Consider the following 12,786-nt stretch of genomic DNA (forward strand, 5'->3'; position numbering starts at 1 on the left):
AAGGCTGACGGCTGACGGCTGACGGCTGACGGCTGAATACTTACCTTTGCAAAGATTCCCATACTTCGGTTTACTCTTTTTATAAGCATCTTTGAGAATTATTAATCCAATTTACCGAAACTCTTATTGGTTATGGCAGTTACTATCAAGCAGTTGAATCAATGGAAACAACATGAGCGCCAGATTGTGGTGCTGACTGCTGCGGATTATGCGATCGCTCAACTGTTGGATGAAGCGGGAGTAGACATAATCATGGTCGGGGATTCTCTAGCAATGGTTACGCTGGGTTACTCCACAACGCTGCCAGTGACCCTTGATGACATGATTCACCATGCCAAAGCGGTGTGTCGCGGTGTTAAACGGGCATTAGTGGTTTGTGATTTGCCGTTTTTGAGTTATCAGGAAAGTCCTCAGCAGGCAATCCACTCTGCCGGTCGAGTGTTGAAGGAAACTGGGGCAGTGGCAGTGAAGTTGGAGGGAGGATATCCTGCCATGGCTGAAACCGTGGGGAGGCTTACGGCTGTGGGAATTCCGGTGATGGGTCATGTAGGTTTAACACCCCAGTCTATTAATCTGCTAGGTTTACGGCAACAAGGAAAAACACCGGAAACTGGGGAGCGGATTTTGCAGGATGCGATCGCATTGGAGCAAGCTGGTGCCTTTGCTATCGTTTTAGAGCATATTCCCCCCGATTTGGCAAGGTCAATTACACAAAAATTAACTATTTCCACCATTGGCATTGGAGCTGGACCCCACTGTGATGGGCAGGTGTTAGTTACAGCGGATTTACTAGGACTTTCCGAGCGCCAGCCACCCTTTGCTAAGTCTTATGTTAATTTGCGCCAGGTAATTACCCAAGCCGTGCAGGAGTTTAGTACTGAGGTTCGTTCTGGAAAATTTCCAAAAGACCCATAATCAAGATATCATTGAAGTAAAAGCTTCACGATGAAAATAGATAGAAGATTTTTTATTATTGGCTGGATTAGTGCGATCGCTTATGGATTTTTTTCCAAGCTTAATGCTCAACCCTATAATCCAGCAGCTAGAGGAAAAATTGTTATCAATCAAATAGGCTATTACCCAACTGGGCCTAAGTTGGCTTTCTTAATCAATGCCCCCAATTCGGAAAAGAAGCAGGTTGAACTGGTTGATTTAATCACTCACAAAACGGTTTTTGTGACCAACCTGGGAAACTCCGTAAACGATAAAGCCAGTAATGATAAAATTAGAGTTATTGATTTTACTAAATTCGATAAATCAGGTAGCTATTACCTCAAATACGGCTATAGTCAGTCTTATCCGTTTGGCATTGGTAAGCAAATCTATAAGGATACCTTTACAAAGCTACTCCGGTCATACTATTTGCAACGGTGCGGTGTTGCTGTAAATGATTCAGTATCTGGAGTAAAACATCCCCCCTGCCATCTCAAAGATGGGATTATTGCCCACAACGATGAGTTTCATAAAGCTGGTGACTTCAAATCTGCCCAAGGTGGCTGGCATAATTCTGGGGATTTTGCTAAATATGTTGCGCCAATGACAGTCACCATCGGACGGTTGTTAAGCTTGTACGAGCAATATCCTAAATTATTTAGGGACAACCAATTAACTATACCAGAAAGCGGCAATGGTAGACCTGATCTACTCGATGAGGTCAAAGTAGGATTAGATTGGCTGTTGAAGATGCAGCGGGAGGATGGTGCTGTCTACCGCAAGTTGTCAGGAAAGAATTGGCCAGGGGAAATTCTACCCAATCAAGATACTCAGCCACGGTACACTTTTGGTATCTCTACACCTGAAACTGGCAAGTTTGCAGCAGTAATGGCAATGGCTGCTAGAGTTTATACTCCCTTTGACAAGCAACAGGCTCAAACCTACTTACAAGCGGCACAGAAAGCCTGGGGGTTTCTCCGAAAACAGCGATCTATGAAGGTGGATTGGCAAGAAGGAGATGACACCGGTTCAGGTAAGTATCTTTTTGGAGAGTGGGATCAGCAAGAATCCTTAAAAACCGATCAAGATGACCGCTTCTGGGCAGCCGTAGAACTGTATATTACTACAGGGAAGACTAGCTACGAGAAATACTTAGCTAAAACTATCACCGCCTTCGACTATGGTGAGTTTGGTTGGAAAGATCCCTCTCCTCTAGCAATGGTTAACTATTTGGTGCAGAAACAAAGGAAGGGGTCAGACAAACTGAAATTAGAAATCACAGCTAGGCTGATGAGAAGGGCGGATAGTCTGATGGAAAAGATTAACCGTAGTGGCTACCGTTTAGCTATTGATAAATTCCATTGGGCATCTAATCACAAGGTAGCTGAAGAAGGAATTACTCTACTCTATGCCTACCGCATCACTGGGAATCGAGGCTACTATAAGGCAGCTGTTGAGCAGTTAGATTATTTGCTGGGGCGCAATCATTTTAATCTTTGCTTTATTACCGGTGTTGGTAGCAACTCGGTGCGTAATGTTCATCACCGGATTTCCCGAGCTAAAAAAATTGTCATCCCTGGTCTGATGGTAGGGGGTCCTAATACTGATGCCCAGGATGGGATTGCGCCTAAAGGGTTGGGAATGTTGAGTTATGTGGATGATGAGCGGTCTTGGGCTACTAATGAATATGCTATTGATTACAATGCTTCGGTGATTGCCTTGATGGGCATGGTGATGGCACAGACTTAATCATTGATAACATGATGTTCCTGGCCAGTCCAAAACCAGCCAGGAACTCTGGTTAAATCAAAAGATTATTTAGCGGCTTCCTCGCGTTCCTTCACTTCTTTAATTACCTCTTCTGCCACATTATTTGGGCAAGGGGCGTAGTGGGAGAACTCCATCGAGAACTGACCACGACCAGATGTCATAGTACGCAGGTCACCAATATACCCAAACATCTCACTCAAAGGCGCATCTGCCTTAATGCGAGCACCAGTAAGAGTTTTCTCCTGAGACTTAATCATCCCACGGCGGCGATTGAGGTCACCAATTACATCCCCCATGTAATCTTCTGGTGTGAATACATCCACTTTCATAATTGGCTCTAACAATTGAGGTGAAGCCTTGCCAAAGGATTGCCGATAAGCAGCCCTGGCCGCAATTTCAAAGGCTATAGCCGATGAGTCTACGGGGTGGTAAGCACCATCAGTCAAGGTAACCTTGAAGTCCACACAAGGGAATCCAGCCAACAGACCCTTTTGAATACTGCTTTCAAAGCCCTTTTGCACAGCAGGCCAAAATTCTCTGGGGACATTACCACCAGTGACCTTGGACTCAAACTGGAAGCCAGTACCGGTTTCACCAGGTTCAATAACGTAATCGATTTTACCATATTGACCAGAACCACCAGACTGCTTCTTGTGGGTATAGCTGTCTTCGATGCGCTTAGTAATGGATTCACGGTATGCCACCTGGGGCTTACCTACCTCCACCTCAACGCCATGAGTCCGTTTCAGGATATCAACCTTAATGTCTAGGTGCAGCTCACCCATGCCCTTAATGATCGTTTCGCCACTTTCCTGGTCAGTTTCAACGTGGAAAGATGGGTCTTCCTGAACCATCTTGCTTAGGGCAATGCCCATTTTCTCAGACGAACCTTTTTTCTTAGGTGCGATCGCAATGGAAATCACGGGGTCTGGGAAGACCATCGGCTCAAGAGTAGCAGGATTTTTCGGGTCACAGAGGGTATGCCCAGTCTGGACATTTTTCATCCCAACGATGGCAACAATATCACCTGCCTGGGCAGAGTTAATTTCTTCCCTGGAATCCGCATGCATTTCTACCAAACGACCAATACGCTCAGTTTTACCGGTGAAGGTATTAAGTACTGTGTCACCCTTGGATAAGGTTCCTGAGTAGATACGGGTAAAGGTCAGAGCACCAAAGCGGTCATCCATGATCTTAAATGCCAAAGCACGCAAAGGTTTTTCTGGGTCAACATAGGCAAGTGTACCGGTTTCGTTACCTTCTAGATCGATTTCTGGCTGGGGTTTGACTTCAGTGGGATTCGGCAGGTAGTCAACTACAGCATCAAGTACCAACTGCACTCCCTTATTCTTGAAGGATGAACCGCAGTAGGTAGGGAAAAAAGCCAGCTCACGAGTTCCCTTGCGAATGCAACGCTTAAGGCTTTCGATATCTGGTTCTTCCCCTTCTAGATACTGTTCCATCACCTCGTCATCCTGCTCCACAGCCATTTCAATTAACTGCTCGCGGTAGGTTTCCACATCATCAACCATGTCGGCGGGAACATCTTGAATCTCATAGTTCATGGGATCCCCAGACTCATCCCATACCCATGCCTTACGGGTTAGCAAATCCACTAAACCCACAAAATCGTTCTCAGTTCCGATCGGCAGTACCATTACCAGAGGCTTAGCACCAAGGACATCTTCTACCTGCTTAACCACTCGGTAGAAATCAGCCCCGAGACGGTCAAGTTTGTTTACGTAGATAATCCGAGCAACTTTTGAATCATTGGCGTAGCGCCAGTTAGTTTCTGACTGGGGTTCTACACCACCTGAGCCACAGAAAACACCAACGCCACCGTCAAGAACCTTCAGAGAACGATAAACCTCAATTGTAAAGTCTACGTGACCTGGAGTATCAATAATGTTGAGTTGGTGGTCTTTCCAGAAACAACTGGTGGCGGCAGACTGAATAGTAATACCGCGCTCTTGTTCCTGTTCCATAAAGTCCGTTGTAGCTGCACCTTCGTGAACCTCACCAATTTTGTGGATTTTCCCGGTAAGTTTTAGTATCCTCTCTGTTGTAGTTGTCTTGCCTGCGTCCACGTGAGCAAAGATACCGATATTTCGATAAGCAGTGAGGTCTTTCATAGTTACTCCTTATATTTACTCCTTAATAAAATTTAAACAAAATCTATGCATATTAACAATATGCCCAGCAGCGGTGTGATGGTTGTCGTGATCAACAAGCAAGAGGAAATATCAATCAGAGAATAACCAGCCCTCCCAATCATTGCCTGTTCAAAAAAATTAATCACGGAACGACGGTTATATTGCTCTATCGGTGATTCAGCAGCTGCTTTGAGGTTAGGGCTATGAATTATCCCCAGTCAAGCCAGAGAGCTTGGGCAAATGCGATCGCTATTTTTTGGGCTAGTTGAATAGTCTGCTTGTGTCACCTAATAGCCCTTATCCGTAAGAAAAAAACTCAATTTGCGGAACCAATGGATCTTGAACAACACCCACACCAACAAACCCCCACCGTTCAAGCAAATTCTTCAACTGACTCCCTGAAACCGACTCTACAGAAAATTCGTCAGCTAAATCAGCAGCGTGGGTATTGAGATAACTCAGGGCATCAAAGTGTTCGCGAAACATCAACAGATATCCAGCGCCAGCCTCTGGGCTACCAGCTTTGGGTTGGGCAACCAGATAACGACCGTTCCTTCTAGAAAGAATCAGATAATGAATTTGGGTAAACATCTTGAAAATAGTCCTGAGGCACGTCCTTACAGCAAGGCAGAAGGCAGAAGGCAGAAGGCAGAAGGCAGGATGGACAATCGTTTCAGTTTTTTTTTCCTAATTTTATCAAAGGTTTTATTCTATTTGGGTTGTCAACAAAAATTGACCTAAAAAGGTAACTTCGGACAAAGCAACAAAGAGTTCATCCTTAATCCTTTCAACTTCAAACTTTATTAGCCATTCTCTATTTCAAATCTTCCAGACGAATGCGGGGATCAACTACTTTCAGCAGCAAGTCTGCTAACAAATTACCCAAAATCAGCATTGTAGCCCCCATCATCAAGCTTCCCATTACCAGATAGAGGTCTTGAGCAGTTACCGCCTGTAAAATCAAACGACCTAAACCTGGCCAGTTGAAGAAAATTTCAGCAATAAATGAGCCACTGAGTAGAGAAGCAAACTCAAAGCCAAGGATGGTAATCAGAGGATTGATAGCATTGCGCAAGGCATGGACATAGATAACTCGATTTTCTGGGAGTCCCTTAGCACGGGCTGTCTGAATGTAGTCTTGCCGTAGCACATCAAGTAATTCACCCCTAGTAATTCGCTGTAGACCTGCAAAACTAGTAATGGATAGAGCAATAGTTGGCAAAATCATATGCCAGCCAATATCCAAAACCTTACCAATGGCGGATAAATCATCATGATTGATACTGGTCATACTACCGACAGGAAATAAGGGGGAAAGATTCTGGGCAAGGATGAGCAGCAACAGAGCAGTGATTAGGCTGGGGAAACCCTGACCTGTGTAGCTAATGACTTGTAGAAATCGGTCAGTGGTGCGATTCTGATTGACAGCAGCCAGGATACCGAGAGGAATTGCGATCGCCCAAGTAATAAAGATTGAGGCTATTGCTAAGAGTAAGGTGGCTGGTATCCGCTCCAATAACAGAGATGACACAGGACGGAAGTAAGCGAAACTGGTACCAAAGTCAAATTTGGTCACAACTCGTAGTAGCCAACGCCCATACTGAACAATTGCTGGCTGATCTAAACCAAATTGCTCCTTGAGTTCCTCGATTCGTTCCGGGGAAATTTTGGGATTTTGCCTGAGGGTATCCAGAAAATCTCCCGGTGCAAGCTGAATAATGGCAAAACTTAGAGCAGATGCCAACAGCAAGGTCAAAAGACCCTGCAACAGCCGCTTGACCACGTACAGAAAGGTCTCACTCGTGACCAGAAGTTTTAGTCTATGCCAAGCCCCATCAAACCGATTGATAATGCTAGAATCTCTAGTAGAAGAAGTCATATAATAGTCGTTAGTTGTTAGTCATTCGTCATTGCTTTAAAGTCCTTTAATTCTTAATTCTTAATTCTTAATTCTTAATTCTTAATTCTTAATTCTTATAAACTTATCTTTTGAGCAATGACTAATAAGTAATGGTTAAGTATAATGGTTAACTAATAGTCAACCAGGGTGATCAGGGGTACATCAGGCAGTTGCTGACGTCCACCTAAATCCCGTAATTCGATGATAAAGCCAAGACCTACCACTTGACCGCCTGCTTGTTCTACCAGGTTGACTGTAGCTGCTGCTGTTCCTCCAGTAGCAATTAAATCATCAATAATCACAACCTGGGAGTTAGGTGTGAAAGCATCTTGATGGACTTCCAACTTGTCTGTGCCGTATTCTAGGTCATACTCAGCCGAGTATACCGGTGCTGGTAGCTTACCCGGTTTGCGCACTGGGACAAACCCAGCCCCGAGTTGGTAAGCTATAGGTGGTCCAAATATAAAACCACGAGACTCCATACCCACGACATAATCAGCCCTTACTCCTGCTTCCTGAAATTTTTGAGCTAAGGTATCGATAGTGTAGCGCAGTCCTTCTGGATTTCTCAGGAGGGTAGTGATATCCCGAAATACAATCCCTGGTTTGGGAAAGTCAGGGATATCGCGAATCAGAGATTTTAAATCCATCGGTAGGTGAAGTTAGTTATCAATCGGGTTTGAATCAAACTATAGCTTGCCATTCCCTTTCTGTAAAAGCGTACACTAGAAAGCTGAACCTTGTGTGATTCCTTGGAACAAATCTATTCAAAAGGTTTTCGCTGTAGGATAAGCGCTATTAGAGTGAATCTTTCGACGGACCGTAATGCTGACCAATAGTCCTGCTTCCCAGTCAAAGCCAATAATTTTAGATAGCCTACCTGATTTCAGGATTCCAGCTCAGGGCTGTCCACCACGAACTCGGTTGCATATTGACCTAATTTTACTAGCCATTGAAGCTCTGGAACTGGGAGGTTCTGAGGCGATGCTATTGGCGGCTAGAGAGCTGGAACTTCAGGACATTATTAAAAATCGTGTTGTCCTGTGGCGTATGCGCTCTACCAATCCCTGGCGGCGCTCTTACACACGACGTCCTTTAACTCCAGAAGAAGCTAAGGCTCTAGTGGTGATTGCTAGTCATATGGCACGCCGAATGACCGTTCTGATTAGGCAGTTGTTGACCGCTTATCAACAACTGCTGGAAAAGCAGGTGCCTCTAGAACAACATTTTCGCCTATATAAGTATTTGGAAAGGTTCCAGGCTCATTTTCGCAGCCGGATGAACCCCCGTCGCTCTAAAGTTGCTGCCTATAACTCTGAAGAAAAGTTGAATCAACTGGCAATTTCTCTATTGAGTGAGCTTCTGTTCTGTACAGGCACTTCTGGAAGACAAAGATTATGGACTAGTTTGTTTGATGGGGAATTGCCTTGAATGTTGCCGTTGCTGATTATCGCCATGCCATCAAGTATCAAGTAATAGTCAGGTGACTTATCAATTAGCCATTATCAATTACCCATTATTCATTACCCATTATCCATTACCCATTCCCTCAATGCTAGTCTAAGAGGTTGAAGGGGATTTTTCAGCAGGAACAGCCGATGACAATTCGACGCCAGTACAGTCTTCCCAACTGTACCCTTATCCTGGAGGGTTGGAGTAATAGTACCACAGGGGGTGGGTTACAGCCAGATCCCCGACCATTGCTGACAACTCTAACTAATGCGGAATGCCATTTAGGGGCTATGAACCAACCCCTCAGTGGTGGGCGGGATTTTTTTGAGGACTTGGTACATAGTGTAAGCAGCTATGCTCAGCAATTTTTGTCTAAAGTGCCTCACCCCCAACCCCATAGTGAGAAACCAGCTAAGGTGCATCTGCAGAAAGTCGAGGACAAGAATTTGCATCGACTGACACTGCTAGATACTTCTGGGTCAGGAGCAATGACCAACTCAGCTAAACCTCTCCATGTAGATTTGAACACAGTGCAGTTGTTTGACTTGGTTGAGGCGATTGACCAGTTTTTGGCTGATGGACGAACCTTACCAGATATTAGTGTTTCGTTGCAGCCCGTTTCTAAGCACTATCGCCAAGCTGAAAAACCCGTAACCGAGCGTACTGCCCCCGCTGCACTGGGCATGGCAAGTTTGGCTCTAGCTGCGATCGCATTTTTCTTTGTACCGATTCCAGAAGTACGGGAACCCGAACCTGCCCGAACAGAGGAAAATGCCAATGAAACTACTACCCCAACTGGGGAGAGTGACCCTCAGGTAACACCAACACCAACACCAAAGGGAACACCACTCTCCATCGAGGAGCTAGAAAAAGTGCTCACAACTGCACCAGAAATTACTGATCCCACAGAGTTGCGGTATATACAAAGAAGCCTGCAAAAGCGAATTTTTCGAACTTGGGGGAACCGGGAACAGTTTGCTGGGAATTTAAAATATCAGGTTAGTGTTGGCAGAGATGGCGCGATTTTAGGCTACAAACCCGTTAAGGGCACACCCTTGGATGGGGCAGAGCAAACCCCCCTACCTGAATTGCTGTACACCAAAACTACAGGCAATATTGCTACCCAAGAACCTATTGCTCAGTTTCAGGTGTTATTTAAACAAGGGGAAGACGAAGGGATTCTCGAAATCAGTCCTTGGAATGGTTATATGGGTAAGATTACCCTAGGTCCAGAAATTACTGACAGCGCTGTCATTAACGATTTGAAAGGCAAGGTGTCTCAGCAAATTCGTGACAGTTGGAATAAAACCTCCAGCTATCCTAAAGATTTAACGTATCGAGTAGCTGTGACTGAAGAGGGTATCATTGCTGATTATGAAGCAATTGATAAAGAGTCTTGGGATTACTCCCAAGAAACTCCTCTAGAACGCCTAATCAAGCCAGCAGCAGCTGGAATTGGTGGCGAAGGGACTGGGTTAGTACCCCAGAAGCCCCTTGGTCATTTTCGAGTAGTATTTAAAACTAATGGTGAGTTAGATGTTAGTCCATACAGGAGCAAGGAATAATTTCCTGTGGCTAATTGATTCTTGGCTGATATCCAATTGCGTTCTTGGTTAACCCTTAACCATTGCTTGTATCTATTCAAAACTCAACACTCAATACAACTTTTTAAAATTAAAAATCCCCCCTGGAGTAGGGGGGATTTTCAACGAAACATACTGCTGACAGAAGAGTCTTCATGAATACGCCAGATGGTTTCACCCAATAAGTTAGCCACTGAAAGCACTGTCAGCTGTGGAAACCGTTTGGCGTCCGGTAGTGGAATACTATTGGTAACAATTACTTCTTCAAACACCCCACTAGAGAGGCGCTCTACAGCTGGTGGCGAAAACACGGCATGGGTTGCACAAGCATAGACTTGGCGAGCCCCCTCTTGACGCAGTACTTTGCCAGCTTCACAAATCGTGCCAGCAGTGTCAATCATATCATCGACTAGCACCGCAGTTTTGCCCTTGACATCCCCAATCACATTCATCACTTCAGCGATATTGTGAGCTTGCCTGCGCTTGTCAATAATGGCAAGGGGGGCATCATATAGCTTTTTGGCAAAGGCTCTGGCTCTAGCCACACCACCAACGTCGGGCGAAACTACTACTAGATCAGTTAGGTGCTTAGAAGCAAGATATTGTAGCAATACTGGTGAACCGTAGACATGGTCACAGGGGATATCGAAATAACCTTGAATTTGAGCGGAGTGCAAATCCATTGCCAAAATGCGATTAGCACCAGCTCCAGTAATCAGGTTAGCCACCAGCTTGGCTGTAATGGACTCACGTCCCGCCGTTTTACGGTCTGCTCGCGCATAACCATAGTAAGGAATTACAGCAGTAACTTGCCGCGCTGAGGCTCGACGGCAAGCATCGATCATAATCAGTAACTCCATCAGGTAATCATTGACCGGATAGCAAGTCGGTTGAATGAGGTAAACATCACACCCTCTGATCGATTCTTGAATTTGGACATAGAGCTCCCCATCAGCAAATCGTTTCCGTAGCATCGGTCCCAAGTCGAGGCCTAGATAACGTGCTACTTCCTGAGAAAGGGAAACATTTGCCGAACCAGAAAATAGTCTTAAACGATTGTTAGCGGCAATCTGGGGCAGAATAGGTTGAAGCTCTAAAGTAACTGAACTGCTCACAGCAAACCCTCGAAGCTTATTTCAACGCGATCTTAACATTCTAAGAATATCCTTTTTATAATAATTTTTATAATTATTTATTTAAATTTAATTAATATTTTATTAATTTTTATAGCGTTGACCTGACAGAGGTGTTGACTAAAGACACTATATATAGTGTCTTGCTATCATACGAACCTGAGAACTCAAGCAGTTTTTTTTAAGTTTCTTACTAAAATACGAAAATTAACTATTGTACTTAATTAGAACAACTGTATATCTACTCAAGTAAGGTAGTTATTTAAGATAGTTCTACCCCAAAATAAGATAGCAATGAACATGTAGTGATGTTCTAATAAACCCGAACAACATATATAGCGGTTCTCCTATTCATTAGGTACAGAGAATTTTTTACCTATTCCCTATTTATTTACTATTCCCTATTCCCTATTTACTATTCCCTACAGCAATTACGCAATAACTATACTTGTAAGGTCTAATTCGGTATCCTACACCATAAGGGTGTTTAGAGTCTAGTTTTGGGTAAACCTTGATGTATATAGTGATCAACTTATCTGTGGCTCAACTCTGTGGCTCAACGGAACGGTTGGAATCCATCGATGGAGTTCCAAAGCAACTTGACACTCCCCGGTCTAAAGACGCGGGGATTCTTGCTTCAACGAGTCAGCTTGCTCAACCAAACCGGAGTCAGGAAGAGTAGAGGCCAATTCTCCACAAGCGTTCTGGTCTGTGACCAAGGTTCCGATGTGCCCCACCGTACCTAAGGCTCTGTTAAGGATGTTGACTGCGGCATTGTGATCCCTGTCTAATTCACAGCCACACTTACAGATGTGAGTCCTGGTTGACAGTGACTTCTTCACGACCTCGCCGCATTCAGAACAATTTTGGCTTGTATAAGCAGGATTTACTGCGACAGTTATCCTGCAAAATTTTTTACCAAAATGCTCCAACCATCTCCTAAATTGATACCAACCTGCGTCATTAATAGATTTAGCAAGACAGTGATTTTTTACTAGATTATTGACTCTTAAATCTTCATAGGCGACCAGGTCGTTAGACCGGATTACGCAACGAGCCAGTCTCTTGGCGTGTTCTTGACGTTGCCTACTTATTTTAAGATGCTGTCTGCCTAGTCTATTAATCGCTTTTTTACGATTGGATGAGCCTTTCTTCTTTCGAGAAACTTGACGTTGATATAATTTTAGCTTCTTTTCCCCAGCCCTGTAAAAACGAGGGTTAGGTTCGGTTTTGCCCCTGGAATCAGTGTAAAACTCTTTCAATCCTACATCCAGTCCCACAGTCGCATCAGCAGGATTTAATTGCTCTTTTACATCGACAGAGATGCAAAACTGAACGTAGTAACCATCAGCCCTCTTGACTATGCGAATTCGTTTGATTAACTTCTTATCAAAGCGCCACAAGTCCCATGTACCCTTGAGTTTCAGTTTTCCGATTCCTTTCTTGTCGCTAAAATTGATCGATTTTTTCTCAGGAGACAACTTCCATCCTGACTGTTTATACTCGACCGATCTACAATGCTTCTGGAATTTAGGAAAACCTTTCTTTCCAGGTACTTTCTTTTTACAATTTTCAAAGAAACGAGCGATTGATGACCATGCCCTTTCAGCCGCAGCTTGTCGAGCTGTTGAGTTCAATTCGTTGGCAAAAGGGAAATTCTTGGCCAAGGTTTTGCAATATTTATTTAAGTCGTATTTGCTTAACCCTTTATTATCCATCCACAAACGAAGACAGCTATTCCGTATAAACTGAACAGTCCGAATAGCTTTGTCTATGGCTTGATACTGTGTTTTGTTTCCGTATGCCTTGAACTCAAGTATAATCATCAGAACTCGACCTCTTCTGTTATATTATTATGCTAA

10 protein-coding genes are annotated in these 12,786 nt (G+C 44.2%); 4 read left to right on the forward strand and 6 right to left on the reverse strand.

Annotation, left to right across the window (positions count from 1 at the left end; all coding sequences use genetic code 11):
• Window positions 1–132 precede the first annotated feature (132 nt).
• Together panB and F6K46_RS06210 are read left to right on the forward strand one after the other, a co-directional pair.
• Window positions 133–915: a 3-methyl-2-oxobutanoate hydroxymethyltransferase gene (panB, locus tag F6K46_RS06205; protein WP_293054397.1), complete on the forward strand. Its 783-nt coding sequence runs from the start codon at window positions 133–135 to the stop codon at window positions 913–915.
• Window positions 916–945: 30 nt separating this feature from the next.
• The gene (locus F6K46_RS06210; RefSeq protein WP_293054394.1) at window positions 946–2,682 is read left to right on the forward strand and encodes a glycoside hydrolase family 9 protein; all 1,737 of its coding nucleotides are present in this window, start codon (window positions 946–948) and stop codon (window positions 2,680–2,682) included.
• 65 nt (window positions 2,683–2,747) lie between these two features.
• Here F6K46_RS06210 and fusA read toward each other — a convergent pair whose 3' ends face one another.
• The 4 genes from fusA to F6K46_RS06230 form a co-directional block, all read right to left on the reverse strand.
• Window positions 2,748–4,835 (reverse strand): elongation factor G, encoded by a 2,088-nt coding sequence (gene fusA, locus F6K46_RS06215; RefSeq protein ID WP_293017829.1) that lies wholly within the window; start codon window positions 4,833–4,835, stop codon window positions 2,748–2,750.
• A gap of 318 nt (window positions 4,836–5,153) precedes the next feature.
• Complete coding sequence (locus F6K46_RS06220; RefSeq protein ID WP_293054391.1) at window positions 5,154–5,447, reverse strand: hypothetical protein; 294 nt, start codon at window positions 5,445–5,447, stop codon at window positions 5,154–5,156.
• A gap of 223 nt (window positions 5,448–5,670) precedes the next feature.
• Window positions 5,671–6,735: an ABC transporter permease gene (locus F6K46_RS06225; RefSeq protein WP_293054388.1), complete on the reverse strand. Its 1,065-nt coding sequence runs from the start codon at window positions 6,733–6,735 to the stop codon at window positions 5,671–5,673.
• Window positions 6,736–6,887: 152 nt separating this feature from the next.
• A complete protein-coding gene (locus tag F6K46_RS06230; protein ID WP_293036320.1) occupies window positions 6,888–7,406 on the reverse strand; it encodes an adenine phosphoribosyltransferase in 519 nt (172 codons plus the stop codon).
• 175 nt (window positions 7,407–7,581) lie between these two features.
• On the opposite strand from F6K46_RS06230, the gene F6K46_RS06235 reads away from it, so the two are divergent.
• The gene (locus F6K46_RS06235; protein ID WP_293054385.1) at window positions 7,582–8,187 is read left to right on the forward strand and encodes a DUF3038 domain-containing protein; all 606 of its coding nucleotides are present in this window, start codon (window positions 7,582–7,584) and stop codon (window positions 8,185–8,187) included.
• Between the two features lie 167 nt (window positions 8,188–8,354).
• A complete protein-coding gene (locus F6K46_RS06240) occupies window positions 8,355–9,773 on the forward strand; it encodes a DUF4335 domain-containing protein (protein WP_293054382.1) in 1,419 nt (472 codons plus the stop codon).
• Window positions 9,774–9,913: 140 nt separating this feature from the next.
• On the opposite strand, the gene F6K46_RS06245 is transcribed toward F6K46_RS06240, so the two are convergent.
• On the reverse strand, window positions 9,914–10,906 hold the full coding sequence (locus F6K46_RS06245; protein ID WP_293054379.1) for a ribose-phosphate pyrophosphokinase: 993 nt from the start codon (window positions 10,904–10,906) through the stop codon (window positions 9,914–9,916).
• Window positions 10,907–11,538: 632 nt separating this feature from the next.
• A complete protein-coding gene (locus F6K46_RS06250; protein ID WP_293054376.1) occupies window positions 11,539–12,750 on the reverse strand; it encodes a transposase in 1,212 nt (403 codons plus the stop codon).
• Window positions 12,751–12,786: the final 36 nt, after the last annotated feature.

It is taken from the genome of Moorena sp. SIO3E8 (assembly GCF_010692445.1).
Classification (GTDB): Bacteria; Cyanobacteriota; Cyanobacteriia; order Cyanobacteriales; family Coleofasciculaceae; genus Moorena; species Moorena bouillonii.